Source organism: Mucilaginibacter paludis DSM 18603, from assembly GCF_000166195.2.
In the GTDB taxonomy this organism is placed as follows: Bacteria; Bacteroidota; Bacteroidia; order Sphingobacteriales; family Sphingobacteriaceae; genus Mucilaginibacter; species Mucilaginibacter paludis.
In genome coordinates this window covers 2,989,885-3,015,735 of record NZ_CM001403.1, presented here as the reverse complement: position 1 = coordinate 3,015,735, position 25,851 = coordinate 2,989,885, and the positions used below count along the sequence as shown (strand labels likewise).

Below are 25,851 nucleotides of genomic sequence, written 5' to 3'. Positions count from 1 at the left end.
TTTCGCGACCATTTCTTTATTATAAAATCCGCAGCACCAGCGAATCTGACTTTAAAACTCAGCTATCGTTTGCGTGCCTCGCCACTCTACTTTACTTTCTTAAAATCGTAAGGGGTATACTCAATTTCGTCATCAACTTTTACCCTTACACTGGTTACCCTGCCATTTTGTACGGTAAACGGAAATACCGCTCTCCCAAATTCCGGATCGGAGAAGGTGACGTAAAAGCGGTTATTCCCTATCGACTGTAGGTGAGCATACATTTTAGGATGATGCTCAAACCGCATTTGCAAATCGTTATTTTCGCCGCCTTGCTCAATGGTCATGTTGCCATACAGATCGCTAAAATACTGGCCGGCATATGCTGAGAGGGATAAAGCTGGGCGCAGGTTAAGAGCTACCGAGTCGCGCAGTTTTTTATCTTTCAATTGCTCTACCGCGTTATTGTTCTTAAAGCGCGCTAAAAAGGTATCGCTGTAATCGCGATAGGGCATTTTTAAGTAGGCATCGGTAATTTCCCAACGCAGGGCATCGTAAAGCGCATTCTGATCGTTATTGGTGAGCACTATAATGCCCAGTCGCAGGTCGGGTATCAGCGTTACCGACGATAAATATCCATTTACAGCTCCGTCATGCATTACCATACGGTGGCCGGCATAGTCCTGTAAAAAGAAACCCAGCCCGTAAAGTTGCACACTGCTCCATCCGTTAATGTGGTGTACATCGCCTACAATATCCTGTGGCTGCCGTGTGGCACTAATGGCGTCGGCTGCAATCACTTGCCTTGGGCCAACTTTGCCGTTATCCAATTGTGCCATTGCCCATTTGCTCATATCATTAACAGACGAACTCATGCTGGCTGCCGGTGCCAGGTTATCAATTTGGCAAAAAGGGATGGCAATCAAGCGGCCGTCGGCAATGGTATGGGGGGCAGCTTTATTAATCACCATCGGGAAATCCTTACTCAGTGCCAGTGTGCTCCCCATCCCCAGGGGGGCAAAAATCCGGTCTTTTACAAACGACTCCCAAGATCGATCGGTTACTCGGGTAATAACTTCGCCCGCGGTTAAAAAAGCGGCGTTGGTATAACCCCATTTCGCCCTGAAGGGATATACCGCTTTTACGTGTGCCATTTTCTCAATTACCTCCTGGCGGCTCAGGTTGCTGGTCCAGTAAGTGAAATCGCCCTGAAAAGTTTGGAAACCCAATCGGTGGCAAAGCAAGTCGCGTATGCGGGCATCGTCGCCTGCCAGCTTATCGTTCAGCTTAAATGAGGGGATGTATTTAGTCACCTTATCATCCAGCGAAAGCTTATGCTCGGCCTCTAACATGGCTAAAGCTGTTGCAGTAAAAGCCTTGGTATTGCTCCCTATCATAAACAAAGTGTTAGGGTCCACTTTGTTATTCAGGCCAAGCTCTTTAACGCCGTAGCCCTTCATTAAAATAATCCTTCCGTCCTTAACTATACAAACAGCCGCGCCGGGTATTCTCCAGTTGGTTAATGCACGGTTAATATAAGCGTCAATACTGTCTTTAAAAAAATTATTACGATTTATATTTTGTGCAAAAAGTTGTCCTGTTGATAATATAAAGCATAGAGATAATAATTTTACAGTTTTTGTCATTACAGATAAATAAATAAATTTACGCACTAACGGTTTACTTAGAAACGTAAAACTAAGCGTAAACGGGTATACGCCCAAAATAATAATTCAAAACAAATAGATAACTGAATGATAATTAAAAATTACCAATTTAAATTTGCACTGTTAGTAACTGTTGTGCTGCTGTTTAAGCAAAGTGCCTCGGTAGCGCAAGGCGGCACCACAAGTTGGGCCACCGATGGATATCAATATTACGTGGCCCGGGATGGCGGCATTGCCGAGCTTGATACGCGCGATGCATCAAAACAAACCCTTGTTGTTAGCTCTGCCATGCTTACGCCCCAGGGCGGGAGCCCGATACGTGTGCGGCGGTTTGCTTTCTCCGGTGATGGAAAAAAGATTTTAATCAATACCAATACCCGGAAAGTTTGGCGGTATGATACCCGCGGCGATTATTGGGTTTATGATTTGGCTGCGAAAACTTTAAAACAGGTAGGTAAAAACCGGCCCGAATCGTCGTTAATGTTTGCCAAATTATCTCCCGATGGGTTAAAAGCTGCTTATGTAAGTGAGCACAATATTTATGTGGAGGATTTGGCAAGCGGAGCGGTAAAACAGCTAACGGGCGATGGTACTAAAAAACTGATTAACGGCACTTTTGACTGGGCCTACGAAGAGGAGTTTGATTGCCGGGATGGTTTTCGCTGGTCGCCTGACGGTAAATCTATTGCTTATTGGCAGCTCGATGCCAGCAAGACAAAGAATTACCTGATGCTGAATACCACCGATTCTGTATATCCCTACGTTGTTCCGGTAGAGTACCCCGTAGCCGGGCAGGATCCAAGCTTATGCAGAATTGGAGTAGTTAATGCAGATGGAGGAAATACAACATGGTTAAAGGTTCCAGGTGATGCGATACAGCATTATATACCCAGGATGGAATGGGCAAACGCCAACGAAATTATTTTACAACAATTAAACCGGGCACAAACCGAAAGTAAAGTTTTGCTGTGCAATGCAAAAAGCGGAGAGGCACGGGCGGTTTACGGTGAGAAAGATAATGCCTGGATAGATACCAAATCAAACTGGAACGGTGGATCGCCGATGGGATGGGAATGGATTGAAAAAGGAAAAGCCTTTGTATGGGCCAGCGAAAAGGACGGCTGGAGGCATTTATACCGGGTGAGCCTTGATGGTAAAGAAACCTTGATTACCAAAGGTAATTATGACGTGATAAAAATTAATTTGATTGATGAGGCCGCAGGGTATATCTATTTTATCGCATCGCCCGATAATCCCACGCAGCGCTATTTGTACCGGGTTAAAATAAGCGGCGGTACAGCACAACGGATAAGCCCGGCCAACGAACCGGGCACACATGGTTATGAAATTTCGCCTAATGGAAAAATAGCCATTCATAATTTTTCAAATAGTTTTACTGCTCCGGCGCAAGAAATGGTTAGCCTGCCCGCCCATAACCATTTAAGCGGCGAGGCTATTGTAGTTGATGCGGCTAACAAACCCAAAGGCTCGCCCGAGTTTTTTAGAGTTAAAACAGCAGATGGTGTTGAGCTGGATGGCTGGATGGTTAAGCCCACTAATTTTGACCCACATAAAAAATATCCGGTTTTATTTTACGTGTATGGCGAGCCTGCATCGCAAGTGGTTACAGATACGTATGGGGTGGGCATAAACAGGCTTTACATAAGCAATATGGCCGACGATGGTTATATTTATATGGCTGTTGATAACAGGGGAGCACCAGCCCCGCGCGGCCGCGAGTGGCGTAAATCTATCTACCGCAATATTGGTACCCTTAACATTCGCGATCAGGCTATGGCTGCCAAAGAAATATCAAAATGGGCTTATGTTGACACAAGCCGCATAGCGGTATGGGGCTGGAGCGGCGGCGGATCGTCTACCTTGAATTTGATGTTCCAATATCCCGAAATTTATAAAACCGGTATTGCTGTGGCTGCAGTAGGCTGGCAGTTATCGTACGATAATATTTACCAGGAACGTTATATGGGTGTTCCCACTGATGAAGAAGGCCGATCATATTTTCTAAAAGGCTCGCCGGTTACTTACGCCAAAAACTTACGCGGCAATTTATTATACATACATGGTACCGGAGACGACAATGTGCATTACCAAAATGCCGAGCTATTGATTAACGAGTTGGTTAAGTATAACAAACAATTTCAGTTGATGTCTTATCCTAACCGTACGCATAGCATCTCGGAGGGAGAGGGTACTGGGCTCCACTTATCAACCTTGTTTACCCAGTATTTAAAAGAACACTGCGCGCCGGGAGGCCGATAAAAACAAAGCCTCCCGGAGGTTGGTACCGGGAGGCTTTATTAAAATTTATAATTGGTTAGTATTAATAAGGTGAGTTATCTATTCCGGTGGTGCCATCCTGGTTGATAGCATCGGTAGTCTTTATGTCATCGCTTTCAAAATCTGTTTTTCGGCCCAATAAAGTAAAGTTTTCGGCAACAACCTCAGTGGTGTATTTTTTTATTCCTTCTTTATCTTCAAAAGCCCTGGTTCTTAGCTTTCCTTCAATATAAACAAGCTTTCCTTTCTGTAAAAATTTAGCGGCTACATCTGCCAGCCCGCGCCACATTACAATGTTATGCCATTCAGTTTGTTCAATTTTACGGCCATCCTTATTAAAAGTTTCAGATGTTGCCAGCGGAAAGCTTGCTACAGATACCCCTCCGTCAAGGTAGCGAATATCAGGGTTTTTGCCTAAATGCCCCACCAGTATTACCTTATTTATTCCAGACATATTTATTTGTCGAATGTATATTAGAATTTAAAAAATTTATTTAAAAATAGAAAAATTATTTTTGGAAGTGCGAAACTATTTAAATTTTTGACTTCTGCGAAAAAAAATGTTGATTTTAATTTAAATTTATTTTGTTCTAAGCAAATGTGGTAAAATCTGGCGTGGATATGCTGATGGGTAAGAATATGCTTCTGAACCGGATATATTTCAATAATTTGAGGAATAATACCAAACAAGGAAACAATATCGGGAGATGAAAATAATTGTTCGGGGCTCCATAATTCGTTTGTTTCTATCATGGGCAAATCATACATGTTTGCCCAGATATCGTTATCGCCCCTTTTGTTTAATAACACCTCATCGTTGCTGCTGATTAAAAAATAATTGAAGTAGCGGTTTTTTATTTTAACGGTTTTAAGCTTAACCGGCAATTGGTTAACCTGGTTGTTTTGATAAGCGTAACAACCCGCTTTAACAGGGCATATACCGCAGTCCGGGTTTTTAGGCCTACACTGCAGGGCCCCAAACTCCATCATAGCCTGGTTGTGCATGGCCGGTAATTGCTGGTTAAGTAATTCGTTTGCCAGCTGCTGGAACAACTTTTTACCGGCAGTGCTGTTAATGGGCTCGCTGATGCCGAGGTAGCGCGCAATCACTCTGCTTACATTACCATCAACCACGGCCTTAGCCTGGTTAGCCGCAAATGATGATATGGCGGCGGCGGTATATTCGCCTATTCCCTTTAAGGCAATCAGGTCATCATACCGGTGGGGGAAATTGCCGTTAAATTTTTCCTGTACAATCCGGGCAGTTTTAAGCATGTTTCTGCCCCTTGAGTAATAGCCCAGTCCTTGCCAAAGTTTCAATATCTCATCTTCGGTAGCGGCGGCAAAGGCGGTAACTGTTGGGTAAGCTTCTGCAAAGCGGTAAAAGTAAGGCATGCCCTGGTCTACCCGTGTTTGCTGTAAAATAATTTCGGATAACCAGATAATATAGGGGTCAGTAGTGTTTCTCCAGGGCAAATCGCGACGGTTTTTGTTGTACCATTGCAGCAGGTTATCAGTAAAATTCATTGTGAACAAAAGTACATGGTTTTGCTTTATTGTGGCTCAGAAAGTTAAAAACCTACAAAATCAAAAATTATCATCTTTTATTTTTCTGTTTCATTTTAAACCAATACTTTTGCAACCCCAAAACAGTTAAGTATTTACAAAAATTAATAAAGAAAAACAGGTATGACTAAGGCAGAAATTATCGCTGAAATCTCAACTAAGACAGGTATTGAGAAAATTGACGTTCAGGAAACTGTTGAGGCATTTTTTAAAGTGGTAAAAACCTCTATGGTAGGTGGCGAAAATGTATATGTTAGAGGTTTCGGTAGCTTTGTTGTTAAAAAAAGAGCTAAAAAAACTGCTCGTAATATATCAAAAAACACTGCCATTATTATTCCGGAGCATTTTGTACCCAGCTTTAAACCAGCCAAAACTTTTGTTGAAAAAGTTAGAACCGGCAACAAAGTTAAAGCTGTAAAATAATCGCCATGCAAAAGAAGCAAATAGTTGTGATAGTGATAGTAGTTGCTATAATGGGCTATTTGCTTTCTTTGCCCGTTAAGGGTTTGGTAAAGCCTAAAGAGGCGCGCGCCAGTAACGGCGCCAAAATTACCGAAGCAAGATCGGTTAGTAACAATGCAAACGTTAATGCGGAGTATGTTTCCGCACCTGCAAAAGTAGCCATAGGTAATGCCTTATCGGCAGAAATTACAGCGCTGGAGAATAGCCTGAAGAATGCCGGCAATAATGCCGAAAAACTTCGCTTTCAAACAGCCCTGGCAAAAAAATGGGACGATGTTAACCAACCCGCACCGGCTGCTTTTTACTACCTGGCCCTTGCCAGGGAACAAAACAGTTACCAGGATTGGCTTAACGCCGGCGATAGGTTTAACGATGCTTATAAAACCACGCAGGACACTATTGCACAACCCGTTTTTGTAGTGAATGCAGTTGAAGCTTTTCAAAGCGCTTTGAAATTAAAGCCCGAAAGTTTAGATGCTAAAACAGGTTTAGGTATTGCCGATGTTAATGGCGGTGCCGCCAGCCCCATGGAAGGGATTGGATTGTTACTGGGGGTTGTTGCCAAAGATCCGAACAACCGCAAGGCAAACCTTAGTTTAGGCTTGTTTGCGATGAAATCTGGTCAGTTCCAAAAAGCGGTAGATAGGTTTAAAACCCTTGTAGCGCAAAAGCCCGAACTGGAACCCTATTTTTACCTTGCTGAAAGTTACAAGCAGCTGGGCATGAAAGCGGAGGCGATTGATGCTTACCAGAAATGTAAAAGCATGATGCCCGATCCGGTGTTTGGGCAACGCATTGATGAATATATCAAAGAATTAAAGAATTAACATACATTTAAAAAATTACTATTATGCCAAGCGGTAAAAAAAGAAAGAGACATAAAATGGCTACCCATAAACGCAAAAAACGTTTAAGAAAAAACAGACATAAAAAGAAGTAAGCTATAGTATAGTTTATTAATCATAAAAAATGCTCACGAAAATGGTGAGCATTTTATTATTGTTTATACCTTCATGTTATTAATTACGGCCTTATGTCGTTAAAAGAAATGGAGTAGCCATTGGTAAAAGAATTAATTATCGATGCGACCCCCGGTGGGGCTACTATTGCCTTATTACAGGATAAACAACTTGTAGAACTACATAAAGAGCAAATCAGCAATAATTATGCTGTAGGCGATATTTATCTTGGCAAAATCAAAAAGATTATGCCTGGGTTAAATGCTGCGTTTGTGGATGTAGGTTATGAGAAGGATGCTTTTTTGCATTATCTTGACTTGGGGCCACAGGTGTTGAGCTTATTAAAGCTCTCAAAGCAGGTGCGCGGGGGAAGCTATCAATCTAAATTACTGGATAATTTTAAACTCGAAGAGGAAATAAACAAGGGTGGAAAAATATCGGAGGTTTTAACTAAAAATCAGCTCATACCTGTACAAATAGCTAAAGAACCGATATCAACCAAAGGCCCGCGTTTAAGTTCGGATCTTTCTATTGCCGGCAGGTATGTTATACTGGTGCCTTTCTCCGAAACGATATCGATTTCGAAGAAGATAAAAAGCAATACCGAACGCACCCGCTTGCGTAAGATTATCGAAAGTATCAAGCCTAAAAATTTCGGAGTTATTATCCGCACCGTATCCGAAGGGAAAGGTGTTACTGAGTTACAGCAGGATCTGATCGATCTGATCTCTAAATGGGAATCATTTATTACCCGTTTACCATCTACCGAGCCTGCAAAAAAGATATTGGGCGAAATTGACCGTACCTCTACCATTTTGAGGGATCTGTTAAACCCTGATTTTCAAAATATCTATGTAAACGACAGCAGCATTTTTGAAGAAGTACGTACCTATGTTCATCAAATATCTCCCGACCTGGAAAGTATTGTAAAAATGCACAAACACAAGGAGCCTATTTTTGAGCATTATGGTATTGATAAGCAAATTAAAGGTGCATTTGGCAAAACAGTAAACCTGGCCGGTGGCGCCTATTTGGTTATTGAGCATACCGAAGCCCTGCACGTTATTGATGTAAACAGCGGTAACCGCACCGCTAATAAAGAAAACCAGGAAACCAACGCTTTCCAGGTAAATAAAGAAGCGGCTAAAGAAATTGCCCGTCAGTTGCGCCTGCGCGATATGGGCGGTATTGTGGTGATCGATTTTATCGATATGCACAAACCCAATAACCGGAAGGATCTGTTTGATTACCTGAAGGAGGAGATGGCCTTAGACAGGGCGAAGCATACCATTTTACCACCGAGTAAATTTGGTTTGGTACAGATAACACGCCAACGGGTGCGCCCCGAAATGAATATCGTTACCAGCGAGGTTTGCCCAACTTGTAACGGTACAGGCACCATCAGACCTACTATTTTGTTGCTGGATGATATTGAAAATAACTTCAATTTTATTTTAACAGAACAAAACGAAAAAAACATTACACTTTGTGTACACCCGTACATCGAAGCTTATATTAAAAAGGGGATCTATAACCGCCAGATGAAATGGTTCTTTAAATATAACCAATGGATCAAGGTCACCAGTAACCCATCCTACCAGATCACGGAATTCCACTTCCTGTCGTCAAAGGGCGAAGAGATTAAGTTGTAAGTGTGTAAATTTTTCTAATATGCAGATGTGCAAATGTTTTGATTAGCATTTGCACATTTCTTTTTAATTTTTCTCTCCCGGAGGACCACTTGAAGATTTTTCGGATGGTGGCAGTTCCTTGTTGATGAGATACGTACAGGATTTATGATATTTTAATATCACGTTATCTAATGATGTGCCTTTAATATAGATAGCCTTGTAACTTACATTCGAGGCAAAAGGCAGTCTGTTAAGAAGAGTAAATATTTTATAGGTGTCTTTTTCTAAATATGGAGATTCAATTATGGCGTTATCAATTGTGTTGTCCCTATGAGTGCAACTGATAAAATAAGGTGATCCGGCATAATGGCCTTTAAGCTCTTTATTGGTTTTTAGATATGATCTTAATTTCTGTTTGTCGTTGAAAATCAAATTTAACCTTTCTATCATCGAGTCAGGTAGTAAATAAGTAGTATCACTAATGCCTTTATATAATTTTTCAATAACCTTAACCTTGCCGTTATTTATTTCCCTGTAACTCGTAATATTTATTTTCTTTCCTGAAGAATCTAAGTCATAAGATACAGAAATCAATTTGTTAAATTGCAATTGAGGTTTCTGTGCGTAAAGGCAATTCTGGAGAAATGAAATTACTAAAACTATAATTATTAAGTGGCGCATCTGTTTTTTTGGAGAAATATACATAATCTTTGTTAATTAAATTGGCTAATATAATTAGCATTTTTTAATTAAAATCTGCACATTTGCACATACACACATTCGCACATCCAAACACACTTGGCCAAAACAAAAACATCCTATTTCTGCCAGAGCTGCGGCTACGAATCTGCCAAATGGTTGGGGAAATGTCCGTCTTGCAATCAATGGAATACCTTTGTTGAAGAAATTATTGAGAAGCCCAATGCCGCCGTGCCCAACTGGAAAGCGAGCACTACGGCATCAACATCTATGCAGCGCTCTAATAAGCCTGTGCTGGTTTCTGATGTGGTATTTGAAGAAGAGAACCGGCTGCTAACTCCCGACAAGGAGTTTAACCGGGTACTGGGTGGAGGCATTGTGGCCGGGTCCTTAGTGCTGATTGGCGGCGAGCCCGGCATAGGTAAATCAACCCTAATGTTGCAATTGGCCATGAATATGCCGGGGCTCAAGGTATTGTATATCTCGGGCGAGGAAAGCGAGATGCAGATCAAGATGCGCGCCGAGCGGTTGGCGCCTAACGCGGGTAAATCCGGAGGAGGCTGTTATATCCTCACTGAAACATCAACACAAAATATATTTAAGCAGATAGAACAGCTACAGCCCGACCTGGTTGTGGTTGATTCGATACAAACCCTGCATTCGGCCCACATCGAGTCGACGCCCGGCAGTGTTTCGCAGGTGCGCGAATGTACGGCCGAGCTATTGCGCTTTGCCAAGGAAACATCCACCCCTGTTTTTTTGATAGGCCACATCACTAAAGACGGCATGATTGCCGGGCCCAAAATATTGGAGCACATGGTTGATACGGTTTTACAGTTTGAAGGCGACAGGCACCATGTATATCGTATTTTACGCGCTATTAAAAATCGCTTTGGCTCGGCCTCCGAATTGGGGATCTATGAAATGCTTGGCGAAGGTTTGCGCGAGGTTTCCAATCCATCAGAAATATTATTATCGCAACGCGATGAACCACTGAGTGGCATTACCATATCTGCCACCTTAGAGGGCCTTAGGCCGATGCTGATTGAAACACAGGCTCTTGTTAGTACTTCCGCTTACGGAACACCTCAGCGCTCTGCTACGGGCTTTGATACCAAAAGAATGAATATGCTGTTAGCTGTACTGGAAAAACGCTGCGGCTTTAGATTAGGCACCAAAGATGTTTTCTTAAATATCACCGGCGGCATCAGGATCGAAGATCCTGCCATCGACCTGGGCCTCGCCGCGGCCATCGTATCCTCCCACGAGGATATACCAGTACCTTTCAAAACCTGCTTTGCCGCCGAACTTGGCCTCTCGGGCGAGATCCGCGCGGTGAATCGCATTGAGCAGCGCATTGCAGAGGCGCAAAAATTAGGGTTCGAGCAGATATTTATCTCCAAATACAATATGCCCACAGGAGGGAAAGCTAAGAAGCTCGACCTATCGCGCTATACCATCGAAATTAAACCTGTAGGTCGTATAGAAGAGGCCTTTGGTTTGTTGTTTGGGTGATAATATATGTTTCGGTAGTTATGCAGTTTTGTTTTGATCAAAATTTCTTTTGTACTTCGTCTGAATAGCATTTCTTTACCCAGAGCTTCCGCCATGTCATTCCGAGTGTGCGGTCCGTCAGCCGTAAAAAAAAGATGATATTTAAAAAACATCTTAAACTATGTCATTGCGAGGAACGAAGCAACCGAACGGAAACATGTCCACTCTGTATAGTTCGCGATTGCTTCGTTCCTCGCAATGACACTCTTTTTTGCATTGTTTTCAATAACTAAGAGGCTTTCATGATATGGTACCAGGAGCTTTGGCGTGCGATAAGTATACAACAAGCCGCTCTGGAACAGAAAACTTTTCGCTATGGCTCAGGAGATAGTTCTTCTCTTTTTTAAAACTTCGTTACATCAACAAACCACATCACCTGGCAGCCAGCCCAGTGCCATAAGGGAAAAATGTATTAACACTAACCGGTAACTTACCGGTTGCTTTAGCTTGCCCCGTTAAAACCTTTACTGCCGATCGCTGCATTTCGTCGCTCATCTGGTAACCCATCAGCAAAGTTCCGCACTGCTCAATACCGGGCAAGCCGGCTATAGAATAAGGGTTGGCAAATACACTGATGGCAGTATTGTTGTGCGAGGCCATTTCGGCGATAAACATTTTAACATCACTGGTATAGTCCAATTTACTACCCGGGCGCAGGCGGCTGTCATGAACCCCAATAATTACTTTATCAAACCCTTTCAGCGTTTCTATGATTTGTTTCAGCTCTGTAACTGAGGCATTTTTAGCCAAGTTAAACATTGTGCTGTTAGGATACCACTGGTTAAGCCCTTGCTGAAATACAGTTGTTTTGGCTATGCCGATACTGATAAGGGCTACTTTGGGGTTTATTTTAACTAATGGAGCTGCAGTATCGTTCTTTAACATGGTGATGGCCGAATCGCACAACTGCTGAACCAGGGCTTTAGCCTCCGGTCGGTTCAGGTCTTCAGCCAGATGTGATGTTGATACTTCGGTTGGCTGGCTTAAACCGGCCCAATATTTGGCTGTTAATACTTTTTTTACCCGGCGCTCAAACTCTTCCTTCGGGATCTCGTGTTTATGAATAGCCTTCTTGATCATCTTTACCGCGCGTACTGTATTTTCTGATAGCTCCAGAATATCGTTCCCTGCAATAAAGGCGCGTACATCAGCTTCGCCTTTCGGGAAAAATTTGACTACGCCTTTCATCTCCATAGCATCGGATACAGTTAAGCCTTTAAAGCCCAGCGAATCTTTTAAAATACCGGTGATAATAGGTTTAGATAAGGTGGATGGCAGGTTCTTGGTCGAATCTAATGCCGGGATATTCATATGCGCTACCATGATGCCGCTGATACCGGCGGCAATAGCCTCCCTAAAAGGATATTCTTCTAACGAATCCAGCCTTTCCCTGTTAAAAGTGAGCTGGGGTAAGTCAAAGTGCGAATCCACGTCAGTATCGCCATGGCCGGGGAAATGCTTGGCTGTAGTTAAAATACCATTGTTCTGCATGCCCTGCATGTAGGCTATTCCTTTTTTGGCCACGTTAAACTTATTATCGCCAAATGATCGGTAGCCTATCACCGGGTTGTTGGGGTTGTTGTTTACGTCCATATCCGGCGCAAAATTCATTTGCATGCCCAGGCGCTTAAAATCATTAGCCACCTCTTGCCCCATTTTGTAAATAAGGGTATTATCCTGTATGGCACCCAGGGTCATCTGGTAAGGGTATGACATTGTTGAATCCAATCGCATAGCCAGTCCCCATTCGCCGTCCATGGCAATTAACAGAGGTACTTTAGCCAGCTTTTGATACCGGTTTGTTAAAACCGCCTGCCTTTGGGGGCCGCCCTGAAAAAAGACTAAACCGCCAATTTTTTCTTTTTTAATCACATGGCCTATCGAGTCTTCAAAAGCCTGCCCTCTGTTGGTATGTGCACGTACCATAAATAACTGGGCTATCTTTTGTTTTTTGCTCAGCTTATTAAATACCGAATCAACCCAATGATTTTGCTGATTTAATGATTTTATAAAGCTTTCTTTATTTTGCGCTGATACCTGTGTGGTAATTGAGATTAATAAAAGTATAGGTATGCTTTTAAAAGTGCCGGAAAATGCCATAAACCAAAACTATTAATTATGCGCCTTAATCTGAAATAAGCACTAATAAATTGTGCGCTTCAACTGTAAATTTTCAATTACTGTACATTAATTTATACAGTTTCAGGGATTTTGTACTATTTAACTATTACTTAACTTTAATTTGTAAAACTGGTTATTAATGTAACTGGCCCTATTTGTTGGTTAAATTATTTTCGCCGTAACCCCGGTGCGTTTTAATGGCACATTTATTTCATACAACCGTACAATCAAGTATAAATCAAAATGAAAAAAATCATATTCTTAGTTGCAAGCCTGTTTATTGCAGGGGCAGTAAACGCGCAGGTTAAGTTGGGTATTAAGGGTGGACTTGACGTATCCAACATCATTAAAACAAACGACGATAACTTTAGTACCAGTTACAAAGCCGGCTTTAATGCTGGCGTTACAGTAGAGATTCCGATTGTGAGCCCGCTATCGATAGCTCCGGAAATTGTATTTGCCCAAAAAGGATACAAGGCCAAAACCAGCATCGGCGATTTTACCCAGACCACTAATTTTATAGACATCCCGATTTTAGCCAAAGTAAAATTGGCCGAAGGGTTGAATGTGGTGATTGGTCCGCAGGTGTCCTTTTTAACCTCAACTACCAACACTTATACTAACGGATTTTCAACCACTATACAAAAACAGTATAACGATGATTCGGACAATTTTCGGAAAAACCTGATTGCCGGTGTGGTTGGTTTAAGCTTTGATCTCAGTAAATCTGTTGATTTTCATGCCCGCTATGCGCTGGATTTACAAAAGAACAACGAGAACGGAACCTCCCAAACTCCACAATACCGTAACCAGGTATTCCAGTTTGGCTTAGGGTTTAAAATTTATTAAGATTTTTTTTGAGTAATAGTTTTTTTAGGAGCCTTCTTCCGTTAGGGAGAGGGCTTTTTTATTGATTATCGGGAGGAGGAAACTTAATGTCGTTAGTTTTAACCCATCCTTTAAACAGATCAAAATTTAGCGAGTGATTAGTCCGCGCCAGTTTAGTTAATGTATAACTCCGCAAATAAGTGTTAAATACAGATTCAACACTATCGGTTAATCCCGACGGGCTTGCTGATATGTATTTGGTATTGTTGCTGTATTTTATGATGACATCCCAGTGAGGGCCGTCCGTGCTTCGCTCTTGATAAAAATTACGCAGTTGCTGATAATGTATCTGCTCGAATCGCATATTAAGGGTATCCCAAAAGCCCTGCGATACTTTACCGGTGAAATATCCTTGTTTAAGAGCGTAGCGGCCTCCATGGAATTTATAATTCAACAAACTATCGATACTGACGATGATTTCCGGACATTCACCCATACACATGCCTGACCTGAGTTGTACTTCGCGAATTGAATTAAGCCTCACTTTGGGTTCGCCACATGAAACTCCAATTATCATCACAAAAAGAAAGAGAAATTGGTGACTAAAATACCGATGCATCCTTGGTACAGAATTATTATTCTGTTAATCAAATATAGCTTCTATAGCAAAAAAAAACCCGGCGTTAAACCGGGTTTATTATTATTTCATCATCTCTACAAAATCGTCAAACAAATAGCGTGAATCGTGCGGACCGGGAGATGACTCAGGGTGATATTGCACCGAGAATGCTTTTTTTCCTTTTACACGTATACCTTCTATCGACTGATCGTTCAGGTTAACGTGAGTAATCTCAACCTTGTCTGATGCTCTCACGGCTTCCGGCACAACGCCGAAACCATGATTTTGCGATGTTACTTCGCAGTGGTTTTTTATAACGTTTTTAACCGGATGGTTTAAGCCCCGGTGACCGTTAAACATCTTTTTTGTTGGTATATCATTAGCCAAAGCCAACAACTGGTGGCCCAGGCAAATGCCGAACATGGGTTTTTCGGAAGCTAAAATTTCTTTTACGGTGTGGATAGCGTAAGGCATAGCCGATGGATCGCCGGGGCCGTTGGATATAAAGTAGCCATCCGGGTTAAATGCTTCCATTTCTTTAAAGGTGGTTTTGGCCGGGAAAACTTTGGCATAAACATCCCTTTCAGAAAAATTACGCAAGATGTTTTTCTTTACGCCTAAATCCAAAACCGCCACACGCTTGCTGGCATTCTCGTCGCCAAAGCTATAGGTTTCGGTGGTTGAAACCTGCGACGAAAGCTCCAGGCCATCCATCGATGGTACTTCGGCCAGTTTCTTTTTCAGCTCTTCAATGTCGGTTATTTCTGATGAGATGATGGCGTTCATGGCACCCTTATCACGGATATGGCGAACTAATTGGCGGGTATCAATATCTGAAATGGACACGATGTTTTGCTCCTGGAAATAATCCTGGATAGATTCGTCGGCCTGTTTACGGCTGTAAGCGATGTTATAATTTTTACAAACCAAGCCGGCTATCTGGATATGCCCAGATTCAACTTCCTCTTTGCGGATACCATAATTGCCAATGTGGGCGTTGGTGGTTACCATGATCTGTCCGAAGTAAGAAGGATCGGTAAAAATTTCCTGATAACCCGTCATGCCGGTATTAAAGCAGATCTCACCGGTGGTGGTTCCAATTTTTCCGGCGGCTTTGCCATAAAATACAGTCCCGTCTGCCAGTAACAATATGGCGGGTAATTTAATTAGATAACTCATCTGTAAAAAATCTTTAAAATTGAAAAAAAGCGGTTAAACAGGGTAAAATTCCGCGGAGATTGGATAGAAAATAGGAAGTATGGAACTTCTGGATTCACAAAAGACAAAGGTAAATGTTTATTTGGAATTTTTTAGTGTTGTTTTTCTTTTTTGATGGAGATTAGATGATGCGGCAAGGTAAGTCAAAAGTACGGAGTCGGAGCCTTGAGTCAATTCGCCGTTTTAATTCGTCATCAATTACTTTAGTTCAGGATTAGCCCGCATTTTATAGTTGTAAAGGGGCCTAAGTTTCCCGAAAATAAATCCGAAATTGAACATCTGATATTCGGAAATCAAATAACCTAAATCTAAAATAATCCTAACTTTGACGCGGTTATAAAAAAATATCATGTCGGTACATAAAGAAATCAAGAAGATTACCACTAATACCTTGCAGGCGATGAAACAGCGCGGCGAAAAGATAGCGATGCTGACGGGATACGACTACTCGATGGCTACTATACTTGATGACGCGGGCATCGATGTGGTTTTGGTAGGCGATTCGGCATCTAATGTAATGGCCGGGCACGAAACTACTTTGCCCATTACGCTTGACCAGATGATCTATCACGCATCATCCGTTGTACGCGCCGTTAACCGTGCTTTGGTGGTTGTGGATCTGCCGTTTGGATCGTACCAGGGAAATTCCAAAGAAGCCTTAAATTCGTCTATCCGGATTATGAAAGAATCGGGCGCGCATGCCGTAAAAATGGAGGGCGGTTTAGAAATAGCCGAATCTGTGAGCCGTATTTTGGCTGCGGGAATACCGGTGATGGGCCATTTAGGTTTAACCCCCCAATCTATTTATAAATTTGGAACCTATACTGTACGGGCAAAGGAAGAAGCGGAGGCTGACAAGCTACGTGAAGACGCCATTAAACTACAGGAGTTGGGCTGCTTCTCGATAGTGCTGGAAAAGATACCCGCTAAGCTGGCCCAGGAGGTAAGCCAAAGTTTATCCATACCAACTATAGGCATAGGCGCCGGGCAGTATTGCGATGGACAGGTATTGGTAATTCATGATATGCTGGGGATTAATAAGGGTTTTCGCCCGCGTTTTTTAAGGCAATATGCCAGTTTGTATGATGTGATGAACGAGGCTATCCAGGCGTATATTAAAGATGTAAAAGCAAAGGATTTCCCGAGCGAGAAAGAGCAGTACTAAGAGCCCCACCTAAATCCTCCCCGGTAGGGAGGACTTTTAAAAAAAATAAAACGTTGAAAGAATTTACAAATAGAAAGTTCAAAGTCTCCCCTTCCGGGGGAGATTTAGAGGGGGCTGGCGGTGACATTACGGATAAGGATGTTCTTTATGAGGACAACCACCTGATTGCGATTAATAAGCGGGCGGGCGATATTGTTCAGGTAGATGATACCGGCGATGAATCGCTTGATGAGAAAGTAAAAAAATACATCGCTAAAAAATATAACAAACCCAATGGCGCTTTTTTAGGCGTGGTGCACCGTTTGGACCGCCCCGTAAGCGGCGTTATTATGTTTGCTAAAACAAGTAAGGCGCTTGAGCGTATGAATGCCTTGTTTAAAGGCCGAGAGATTCATAAAACCTACCTGGCGGTGGTGCGTAACAGGCCAGTGCCTGAGAGCGGCAACCTGGTGCATTGGCTGATTAAAAACCCACAAAAAAATGTAACCAAACCCTACGACCATGAGGTGCCGGGCAGTTTACGATCTGAACTGAACTACCGGTTAATTGGCGAGCTAAATGGTTACTATTTAATTGAGGTTGACCCTATCACCGGCAGGCCACACCAAATCAGGGTGCAGCTATCCACGCTGGGATGCCCCATTGTGGGCGATAACAAATATGGCTATCCGCGCGGGAGCCTTAAAAAAAGTATTTGCCTGCATGCGCGCCGCATCCAATTTATACACCCCATCAAAAAAGAACCTGTTGATATTTATGCCAAACTACCAAAAGATGGTTTTTGGGATAAATTTGAGCCTTTGGCGGCTATTTAAAACGGGCCTTTGGGGTATGTTACAAGGCTTTTAATGCGGTGGTTGGTTACTTGTCCGGTTTTTAAACTGCGCTGCGGAACACCTTTGCCTATAAACCCATAACCGTAACTAATAAGCAAATAGCTACCTTTGCATCATCATGATTGACGTTGTACTAAAAAAAGGTAAAGAGAAAGCAGTTCTGCATAAACATCCCTGGGTATTTTCGGGCGCGATAGAAAAAGTGAAAGGCAAACCTGCAAACGGGGAAATTGTACGTTTATTGAATATCAAAGGCGAATTTATGGCCTATGGTTTTTATAACGATCAATCGCGCGTGGCTCTGCGCTTACTGGAGTGGGATGAGCAGGTAACCATTGACGAAGCCTGGTGGAGAGAAAAAGTTGGCGTAGCCGTGGCAGCGCGAAGCAGTATTTTGGAGGAAGGTGTTACGGATACCTGCCGCTTAATCTTCAGCGAGTCCGATTATCTTCCCGGCTTAATCGTTGATAAGTATGCCGATCATCTTTCCCTACAAATATTAACATCGGGTATGGAAAACATCAAACCCGTTATTATTGACGAATTACAGAAGCTGCTGAACCCGGCCAGTATTTTCGACAGGAGTGATGCCTCATCGCGCGAGCATGAGGGTATGCAACCATCATTTGGTATTTTAGCAGGTAGCCCGCCGCCCGAACTGGTAGAGGTAGTAGAGAACGGCATACGGTATGGAATCAACATCGCCGAAGGGCAAAAATCGGGCTTTTACTGCGATCAGCGCGATAACCGGCGTATACTGGCCGATTATGCCAACGGAAAAACCGTGCTCGACTGTTTTAGCTATACGGGGGGATTTACCCTCAACTGTTTCCAGAACGAAGCTAAATCGGTAACCAGTGTGGATAGCTCGGCCCTGGCTATCGAGACCTTAAAAAGTAACCTTGAACTGAACGATTTTGAGCAGCCCGATCACCGCGCCATACAATCTGATGTGAACAAACAGTTGCGCAAGTTTCGTGAAGAGGGTGAAACTTTTGACATTGTAGTACTCGATCCACCCAAATATGCGCCTTCGCGCTCAGCCTTAGAACGTGCCTCAAGAGCTTATAAAGATCTGAACCGTTTAGGAATGCTGATCCTGAAACCGGGTGGCTTACTGGCCACATTTTCATGCTCGGGAGCAATGGACATGACTACCTTTAAACAAATTATAGCCTGGGCCGCTTTAGACGCCGGGAAACAAGTTCAGTTTATCCACCAGTTTTGCCAGCCTGGCGATCATCCCGTAAGTGCCACTTTTCCGGAAGGGGAGTATTTGAAGGGATTGTTGTGCAGGGTTTTGTAAAAAGGGGTGTTTTAATTGCTTGAATATATTGGTTGTTTCAGCACAGCCAATATATTCAACTATGCTACTTATAAATCTCCTTCAGCGCATCTTCCACGGTAATATATCTAAAATGGAAGCCAGCTTTTTCGATTTTGCCGGGCGAGGCTTTGGTACTGCCTAAAACTACCGTACTCATTTCGCCTAAAAAAAGCTTTAATGCAAAGGCGGGCACCTTGGGTAGCCATAATGGTTTATGTAATTGCCTGGCTACCGCCTGGGTAAAGTACTCATTGGTTACGGGTACAGGTGCAACCATATTGTAAACGCCAGACAGCGATTCGTTTTCAATACTGAGGATATACATATCTATTACATCTTGCAGGTGGATCCAGGGTATCCATTGCTGGCCGTTGCCTAATACAGTGCCAAATCCGAATTTGATAGGCAGAGCCAGTTGAGGCAGGGCACCCCCTTCGGTGGTTAAAACCACCCCGGTTCTGAATTTTACAACACGCAATCCTAACTTTGCGGCTTCGTCAACGGCTTGTTCCCACTTAACGCAACATTCGCCCATAAAATCTGCAGACGGCGAACTTTCTTCCGTCAGCAGTTCATTGCCCCGATCACCATAATAGCCAATACCCGACGCGGAAATTACGCTGCTAACCTTGTTCGGTTTGGTTTTAAGCAAATCGTAAATAAGAGCTATTGATCTGGTTCGGCTCTCTATCAGTAATTGTTTACGCTCAGAAGTCCACTTTTTATCGGCTATGCCGGCACCGGCCAGGTGCACGATTAAATCAACACCTTTGATACAATCGGCGTCGATAGTGCCTTTAGCCACATTCCATAAATAAGTTTTTACTTTAGCATCGGCATTATTATTCTGACGGCTTAAATGGGAAACACTATAGCCTTTTTTTAGGAGTGCGGCTGTTAGTTGCTTACCAAGTAAACCCGTACCGCCGGTTATTAAGATATGTTTGTTCATTTTTTTGTTCAGTCCATGGTCGATAGTCCATAGTTAAATTAATGACTATTTTTTTGCTTCATAACTAACATTCAATTCTCATTATCCTTCTCATGAATGGTTAATGAAAATATTTTTGACCATGGTGGACGGAGCATCGACTATGAGGCATCGACCATGGGTCAACTCGCTATATAACTTTCTAATTGCTGAATGGTTCGTTTTTGATCTTCAATAATGAATTTCACCACATCACCAATAGACACCATGCCCGTTACCCTGTTATTGTCAATAACAGGTAGGTGGCGTATTTTGTAGGTGCTCATCATTTCCATGCAATGATCTATGGTTTCGCTGGGGGTTATAGTAAACAAGTTTGCAGTCATAATCTCGCCTATGGGTGTCTCCCTGGATGATCTGCCCATCAACACCAGTTTGCGCGCATAGTCACGTTCTGTAAAAATGCCTTTCAATACTTCATTTTCCATGATGAGCAGAGAACTGATGTTTTTTTCCATCATCATGTGTAAGGCATCATAAACAGATGTTTCCGGAGAAACAGCGTAAACCTGATGTCCTTTGTTTTCGAGAATGTTCCTGATTTTCTTCATCGTAATTACATTTTGAAAATGAATAAATGAGCAACTATGTGAGTGGCTTATCCTATATTTTGCGCCCCGCACAAGTTATTCGTGAGTTTTTTTAGAAGTTTATATTTGGTTAGCTAATTTAGTATTTGTTTTGCTAACATCAAAAATAAATTCAGGCAATCAGGTGTTTATGTTTAAAACTGATGATCTCGTTAGCCATTCCCTTAAAAATAAATAAATGGAAAGGCCACATCAAATACCAATAGGCACGGCCCCATAAGCCGTTGGGCCTAAACGTGGCTACTTCGCTCAAATAATTTTTTCCGTCCTTTTTGCAGATCTTAAATTCCAGCCAGGCTTCGCCGGGCAATTTCATTTCCGCATAAAGCAGCAGGCGTTTATTTTTTTTGTCGGCCAGCAACACACGCCAAAAATCAAGCACATCGCCGGGCGAGATATTGATGTTGCTGGTACGGCCACGGCGCGAACCTACGCCTCCAACAATTTTATCGATAAAACCGCGCAGGTTCCATATCCAGTCCCAATAATACCAACCCCGGTTACCGCCTATGGCCCAAATATTGTTGAGTACCTCTTCACTATCTTCCTCAAACGGGATATTAACTTTAAACTCAACCGTGCCATTTTGCGGTACTTTAATCTGGTCCATAAAGTCGGTATGCAGGTAACCCAGGTTAAGGGCATCTTTCCAACTGGATACAATGGAGTTTTGTTCTATCTTAACAAAGGCCAGGTTAAGCGCTTCCTCATAATGTAAACACTGGCGGGGTACTATATCATTGATCCGGTTATCGTGTGCAATAGTTTCGTTCTTCATGCTGTCTACCAGGCTTTGCGCTAATTGATAGCTGGTAGAGGTTACAAAGTATAACCAGTAGGATGATATTTTGGGTGATAAAAACGGCAGGATGATAATTTTACGGTCAAGCTTGCGCACTTTGGCATAAATGAGCAGCATATCCTTAAAGCTTAAAATATCTGGCCCACCGATATCAAAAGTTTGGTTGTATGATTTTTCGTTCAGCAAAATCCCTTCCAGGTAACCTAATACATCACGTATAGCAATTGGCTGCGAGCGCGTGTTAAGCCAGCGTGGCGCTGTCATTACAGGCAGTTTTTCGGCCAGGTCTCGGATGATCTCGAACGATGCGCTGCCAGATCCGATAACTATCGCCGCCCGTAAAACAGTTAGTGCAGCCCTGGCTTCGCCTAACACGGTTTCCACATGCTGGCGCGACAGTAAATGCTTAGACAATTGATCATCGTTGGCAATGCCACCTAAAAAAATAATTTGCTTGCAATTGGTTTTATCCAGCGCTTGTACAAAATTATGGGCAGAAAGCGCCTCCAAATTAGAGAACTCCTTATCATCGGCCATAGAATGTACCAGGTAATAAGCTGCATCAATATCTGTGGGGAATGCTTCTATAGACTGCTCTTTCAGCAAATCGCCTGTAATAATACTTACCTTGTCGCCAAAATCACTTTTCTCTTTAAATCGTCGCTTATCCCGCACAAGACAAACAACCTCATGGCCTTTTTCCAGCAAAACCGGAAGCAGCCTTGTGCCGATGTAGCCGTTAGCACCTGTTATCAACACTTTCATGCTTATGCAACAAGGAAAGGGGTGGGGTGTTTTAATGAATTGGTTTAATCTGTAATATTAACCTTACTGCCATTTTGGGGCTTGCCCCCACCCGGTTTTACGTTTAGTAAAGATAGGGCGTTGAAGGATAATTTTGTAGTGTAAGTTGTTTTATCCATGTCAATGAGGTTATCGTATGATGCTAAGTATTATTCAATAAAAAGTCTTCAACATTGTCTGGAGTAATAACTAAGGTTTTTGATCCTGCATAGTTATCTGTGAAAGTTTGTGGGAACCGTGCCTTCGACTTTGAACTCCATTTAAATTCATACGCTGCCAGTTGTTCGCCTTCATCTTCAATTAAATCAATTTCCTGTTGTTGGTTAGTACGCCAAAAATATTGGGTAGTATCGAGGTTATGGTATCGCAGATGTTTCATGCGTTCGGCAATGATATAGTTTTCCCATAATGCACCAGTATCGGTTCTTGAATTTAGCGGTTTAAAGCTATTGATGATGGCATTACGGATTCCACAATCATAAAAATAAATTTTTTTTCCTTTTTTTATTTCATTGCGAACGTTCCGGCTAAAAGCTGGCAGGCGAAATACAACATAAGTTTTTTCAAGTAGGTCGATATATTTATCAATCGTCTTGCTATCACTTCCAATAGTTTGCGCCAATTCGTGATAACTGATCTCGCTGCCAACTTGCAAGGCAAGTGCTTTTAATAATTTTTCGAGGATTAAGGGCTTTTTTACCTGTTCAAGCATGAGCAGATCTTTATAAAGATAACTACCCGCCAGCAGTTTTAACAGTTCTGCTTCTTCCCCCGGCTTGGTAACAATTTCGGGGTAGTAACCAAAAATCATCCGGTGTTCAATCATTCGTTTTTCCTGAATCAGGTTTGTATGCTGCACTAATTCGTTAAAACTCAACGGAAAAAGCATAAATTCATATTTACGGCCTGTGAGTGGCTCGTTAACCTGACTTGAAAGTTCGAAAGCGGATGAGCCGGTTGCAATTACCTGCACATCTTTAATCTGATCGGTAAACAATTTTATAGTTAAGCCAATATTGGTAACGCGTTGTGCTTCATCGATAAACAGTATTTTCTTATTTCCTATAATCGTCTTTAGTTTAGTGGCGGTAGTATTGGTGAGTATATCACGCACATCCGCATCATCCCCATTGAGATATAAATGATCCTTATTATTCAAAATAGCTTCAATAAGAGTTGATTTACCTACTTGCCGCGGCCCAAAAATGAGCAAAGCCTTACCTTTAAAAAGTCGTCTTTCTATCGCTGTTTGTAAGCTTCTTTTAATCATATCAAAGTTAAATCCCTAAAATACATAGTGAATTTGGATTTCAATCCAAAAATATCATAATGAAACAGGATTCGCAAGCAGATATTATAATTCTAATTGTATCTATCGAGCCTTGCCTTCTACTAATACGCCAGCAAAACATGCGGCTTAAACGTATCTGTATTCACCTGTGCTTTTAACTCATGCAGTATATTATACAAACCGAAATTGGTACGGTTTACATAAATAAAATGCTTTACACCGCGGGCTTGTTTAAACTCGGGCATGCGGGCTATTTTTTCGCCGAAGCTATACAGGTTATCAAAAAACTCGTTTTCGCCAAAATCAAATTTCCCTGTCATGTAAGGCTTGGCAAAAAGGCCTATCATTTCTTTATACTGGGTATAATAAAACTCCACCTGTTGCGGGTTATCCTTGGCATGTATCATCTCTAACTGGCGGAAGGCCTTGATGGTTTCTTCCTTGTTTTCCAACAGATCGGTAGAGGTGGTGGAGAAGAAAGGGTAATAAAAATCATCAGGCATTTCTTTAATACAGCCAAAATCAATAATTCCTAATTTGCCATCTGGAGTAATCAGGAAGTTGCCCGGATGCGGATCCGCATGCACCGCGCGCAGCTCATGCTGTTGGAAATTGTAAAAATCCCACATGGCCTGCCCGATAGTGTTGCGCAACTCCTGTGATGGATTAGTTTGTAAAAACTCCTTTAAGTGCATCCCCTCAATCCAGCTCATGGTGATTACCCGTTTGCGGGATAGCTCGGGGAAATATTCAGGGAAAACCAGGTTGTCCAGGTTAGCACAAGCTTCAGAAAACTGTATCGACCGGCGTACTTCCAGCTCATAGTCCGTTTCTTCAACCAGGCGCTCTTCAACTTCATTCATGTAAATGTCCAGTTCCCGCTCGCTCATACCTAATAAGCGGAACGCAAAGGGCTTTACGAGTTTTAAATCCGACGAAATGGAATCGCCTACGCCGGGATACTGGATTTTCACGGCCAACTTTTTACCATTCAGTTCGGCACGGTGTACCTGGCCGATGGATGCGGCGTTGGTTGATTTTAATTCAAATTTGTCGTAAATCTGCTCCGGGCTTTTGCCGAACAGTTTTTTAAATGTCTGAACGATCAGCGGGCCCGACAAGGGTGGAGCGTTATATTGCGACAGGGAAAACTTATCGGTATACGCTTTGGGAAGCAGGTTTTTATCCATGCTTAGCATTTGCGCTACCTTTAAGGCGCTGCCCTTCAGCTCGCTTAACGATTCGTAAATGTCGCTCGCATTATCTTGGTTTAACTCGTCTTTATTTAAATCCGGGTTAAATAATTTTTTAGAATAGTGCTTGATATAGTTACCGCCGATTTTAAAACCGGTGGTAACAAATTTGGCCGAACGCTGTACTTTGGTAGTTGGTATGCTGTTTTGCTCTTTGGGTTGTTCGCTCATGTTTTTTTTGGGGGCCATAGTCTATGGTCCATAGTCCATAGAGCCGGTTAATTTATACTTCCGTAGCAGCCATGGAATATTAGCCACGTACCATAGGGATTTTTCTGATGTATTTTTCAACGATATTTAAGATCGTCATTCCGAGGCCACCATGAACTGTCAACCATGGGCCATGGACTTTTTCCTCAAAATCCCATCTTCTCTTTAATGCCGCCGTTTTTAGCCAAAAATTTGCCGTAATCAAGCAGGTTATCAATAGGCGAACGTTGAAAAAGGTCGAAGGTTACATTTATCCCTTTCTCAATAGCTTCGTCGGTTTTTTCAAAACCGGCAGACATGTCATTGGTCCAGAAGTTGAGTACAAATACAAATTGTATCCATAATGCATCTTTATACTTATCGGCAAAAAATTTCCGGTCGGTTAGTTCACCACTTTCAATACCATCTTGCAAAATTCCGGTACTAAATATTTCAAATTCATTTTTTAAGCCCTGCCAAACTGTTGGTGTAGCAAAGCCTCTGTTTATTTTATTAGCACTATAGGTTGCAAAGCTGCGTTTGCTTTTGGCAAATTCAAAAAAGCTGTAAAAGAACGATAGTGCCTTCTCGCGCGATGTATACCCCGACCAAACTTCCTGGGTTTGAATTTCGGCGATGGTTTTCGCAGCCATATCCGTCCATATACTTTGTTCAATCGCATTAAACGAGCCAAAAAAGTTATAAAACTCTTCTTCGGCCATTTCATTTTGTTTAGCAAAAATATAAACCGACTTAGGTTGTTCGCCTACTGTCAACACATAATCGATGTAGGCGTTTTGGATGCTTTCTTTAGTAGCCATGATTTTTGTTTTTTTATTCAGTTTACTTATTCCTATTATTGTTAACCTTTAACCGGGCCCGGATATTTCTTAAAAAGCGAGGTTTAGGATTTTGGCAGTACAAATCTAACAAGTATAACGTTATTATACGTACGTTGTGTTCATCCGGATGAGCAATATTGTCAAAGTTATGTTATATTAA

At 42.3% G+C, this 25,851-nt stretch carries 22 protein-coding genes; 9 read left to right on the top strand and 13 right to left on the bottom strand.

The window, feature by feature from the left end; genetic code table 11:
- Positions 1-86: 86 nt before the first annotated feature.
- Positions 87-1,625 carry a serine hydrolase gene (locus MUCPA_RS12650; protein ID WP_040625892.1) on the bottom strand — a complete coding sequence of 513 codons (1,539 nt, stop codon included), beginning with the start codon at positions 1,623-1,625 and terminating at the stop codon, positions 87-89.
- Between the two features lie 108 nt (positions 1,626-1,733).
- On the opposite strand from MUCPA_RS12650, the gene MUCPA_RS12645 reads away from it, so the two are divergent.
- Positions 1,734-3,926 (top strand): S9 family peptidase, encoded by a 2,193-nt coding sequence (locus MUCPA_RS12645; RefSeq protein ID WP_008506803.1) that lies wholly within the window; start codon positions 1,734-1,736, stop codon positions 3,924-3,926.
- A gap of 61 nt (positions 3,927-3,987) precedes the next feature.
- Here the strand turns inward: MUCPA_RS12645 and MUCPA_RS12640 are convergent, their stop codons facing one another.
- Both MUCPA_RS12640 and mutY read right to left on the bottom strand, forming a co-directional pair.
- Positions 3,988-4,398: a single-stranded DNA-binding protein gene (locus tag MUCPA_RS12640; protein WP_008506801.1), complete on the bottom strand. Its 411-nt coding sequence runs from the start codon at positions 4,396-4,398 to the stop codon at positions 3,988-3,990.
- Between the two features lie 20 nt (positions 4,399-4,418).
- On the bottom strand, positions 4,419-5,471 hold the full coding sequence (mutY, locus tag MUCPA_RS12635) for an A/G-specific adenine glycosylase (RefSeq protein WP_008506800.1): 1,053 nt from the start codon (positions 5,469-5,471) through the stop codon (positions 4,419-4,421).
- A gap of 162 nt (positions 5,472-5,633) precedes the next feature.
- Between mutY and MUCPA_RS12630 the strand changes: the two genes are divergently transcribed.
- The 3 genes from MUCPA_RS12630 (at position 5,634) to MUCPA_RS12620 (ending at position 8,583) form a co-directional block, all read left to right on the top strand.
- Positions 5,634-5,933, top strand: a complete 300-nt coding sequence (locus MUCPA_RS12630; protein WP_008506799.1) for an HU family DNA-binding protein — start codon at positions 5,634-5,636, stop codon at positions 5,931-5,933.
- A gap of 5 nt (positions 5,934-5,938) precedes the next feature.
- Positions 5,939-6,799: a tetratricopeptide repeat protein gene (locus tag MUCPA_RS12625; RefSeq protein ID WP_008506798.1), complete on the top strand. Its 861-nt coding sequence runs from the start codon at positions 5,939-5,941 to the stop codon at positions 6,797-6,799.
- A gap of 233 nt (positions 6,800-7,032) precedes the next feature.
- On the top strand, positions 7,033-8,583 hold the full coding sequence (locus MUCPA_RS12620) for an Rne/Rng family ribonuclease (RefSeq protein ID WP_008506792.1): 1,551 nt from the start codon (positions 7,033-7,035) through the stop codon (positions 8,581-8,583).
- A gap of 63 nt (positions 8,584-8,646) precedes the next feature.
- Here the strand turns inward: MUCPA_RS12620 and MUCPA_RS12615 are convergent, their stop codons facing one another.
- Positions 8,647-9,267, bottom strand: coding sequence for a hypothetical protein (locus MUCPA_RS12615; protein ID WP_008506790.1), 621 nt, complete (start codon positions 9,265-9,267; stop codon positions 8,647-8,649).
- Between the two features lie 93 nt (positions 9,268-9,360).
- Between MUCPA_RS12615 and radA the strand changes: the two genes are divergently transcribed.
- Positions 9,361-10,776, top strand: a complete 1,416-nt coding sequence (radA, locus tag MUCPA_RS12610; RefSeq protein WP_008506788.1) for a DNA repair protein RadA — start codon at positions 9,361-9,363, stop codon at positions 10,774-10,776.
- Positions 10,777-11,187: 411 nt separating this feature from the next.
- Here the strand turns inward: radA and MUCPA_RS12605 are convergent, their stop codons facing one another.
- Positions 11,188-12,915 carry a glycoside hydrolase family 3 protein gene (locus MUCPA_RS12605; protein WP_008506787.1) on the bottom strand — a complete coding sequence of 576 codons (1,728 nt, stop codon included), beginning with the start codon at positions 12,913-12,915 and terminating at the stop codon, positions 11,188-11,190.
- A gap of 264 nt (positions 12,916-13,179) precedes the next feature.
- Between MUCPA_RS12605 and MUCPA_RS12600 the strand changes: the two genes are divergently transcribed.
- The gene (locus MUCPA_RS12600) at positions 13,180-13,785 is read left to right on the top strand and encodes a porin family protein (RefSeq protein ID WP_008506785.1); all 606 of its coding nucleotides are present in this window, start codon (positions 13,180-13,182) and stop codon (positions 13,783-13,785) included.
- Positions 13,786-13,843: 58 nt separating this feature from the next.
- On the opposite strand, the gene MUCPA_RS12595 is transcribed toward MUCPA_RS12600, so the two are convergent.
- Together MUCPA_RS12595 and carA are read right to left on the bottom strand one after the other, a co-directional pair.
- The gene (locus MUCPA_RS12595) at positions 13,844-14,341 is read right to left on the bottom strand and encodes a DUF6438 domain-containing protein (RefSeq protein ID WP_157543890.1); all 498 of its coding nucleotides are present in this window, start codon (positions 14,339-14,341) and stop codon (positions 13,844-13,846) included.
- Between the two features lie 123 nt (positions 14,342-14,464).
- Positions 14,465-15,562: a glutamine-hydrolyzing carbamoyl-phosphate synthase small subunit gene (gene carA, locus MUCPA_RS12590; RefSeq protein ID WP_008506783.1), complete on the bottom strand. Its 1,098-nt coding sequence runs from the start codon at positions 15,560-15,562 to the stop codon at positions 14,465-14,467.
- 388 nt (positions 15,563-15,950) lie between these two features.
- Between carA and panB the strand changes: the two genes are divergently transcribed.
- From panB to MUCPA_RS12575, 3 genes are all read left to right on the top strand, one after another.
- Positions 15,951-16,766, top strand: coding sequence for a 3-methyl-2-oxobutanoate hydroxymethyltransferase (gene panB, locus MUCPA_RS12585; protein WP_008506782.1), 816 nt, complete (start codon positions 15,951-15,953; stop codon positions 16,764-16,766).
- A 125-nt stretch (positions 16,767-16,891) separates the two neighbouring features.
- On the top strand, positions 16,892-17,581 hold the full coding sequence (locus MUCPA_RS12580) for an RluA family pseudouridine synthase (protein WP_040627425.1): 690 nt from the start codon (positions 16,892-16,894) through the stop codon (positions 17,579-17,581).
- Positions 17,582-17,720: 139 nt separating this feature from the next.
- On the top strand, positions 17,721-18,908 hold the full coding sequence (locus tag MUCPA_RS12575) for a class I SAM-dependent rRNA methyltransferase (RefSeq protein WP_008506780.1): 1,188 nt from the start codon (positions 17,721-17,723) through the stop codon (positions 18,906-18,908).
- Between the two features lie 64 nt (positions 18,909-18,972).
- On the opposite strand, the gene MUCPA_RS12570 is transcribed toward MUCPA_RS12575, so the two are convergent.
- From MUCPA_RS12570 to MUCPA_RS12545, 6 genes are all read right to left on the bottom strand, one after another.
- A complete protein-coding gene (locus MUCPA_RS12570; RefSeq protein WP_008506779.1) occupies positions 18,973-19,881 on the bottom strand; it encodes a TIGR01777 family oxidoreductase in 909 nt (302 codons plus the stop codon).
- 161 nt (positions 19,882-20,042) lie between these two features.
- Positions 20,043-20,471, bottom strand: a complete 429-nt coding sequence (locus MUCPA_RS12565) for a CBS domain-containing protein (RefSeq protein WP_008506778.1) — start codon at positions 20,469-20,471, stop codon at positions 20,043-20,045.
- Between the two features lie 151 nt (positions 20,472-20,622).
- Positions 20,623-22,077, bottom strand: a complete 1,455-nt coding sequence (locus tag MUCPA_RS12560; RefSeq protein ID WP_008506777.1) for an SDR family oxidoreductase — start codon at positions 22,075-22,077, stop codon at positions 20,623-20,625.
- Positions 22,078-22,258: 181 nt separating this feature from the next.
- Positions 22,259-23,386: an ATP-binding protein gene (locus MUCPA_RS12555; protein ID WP_008506775.1), complete on the bottom strand. Its 1,128-nt coding sequence runs from the start codon at positions 23,384-23,386 to the stop codon at positions 22,259-22,261.
- 122 nt (positions 23,387-23,508) lie between these two features.
- On the bottom strand, positions 23,509-24,849 hold the full coding sequence (locus MUCPA_RS12550) for an ABC1 kinase family protein (RefSeq protein WP_008506774.1): 1,341 nt from the start codon (positions 24,847-24,849) through the stop codon (positions 23,509-23,511).
- 167 nt (positions 24,850-25,016) lie between these two features.
- On the bottom strand, positions 25,017-25,670 hold the full coding sequence (locus MUCPA_RS12545) for a TetR family transcriptional regulator C-terminal domain-containing protein (RefSeq protein WP_008506773.1): 654 nt from the start codon (positions 25,668-25,670) through the stop codon (positions 25,017-25,019).
- Positions 25,671-25,851 lie beyond the last annotated feature (181 nt).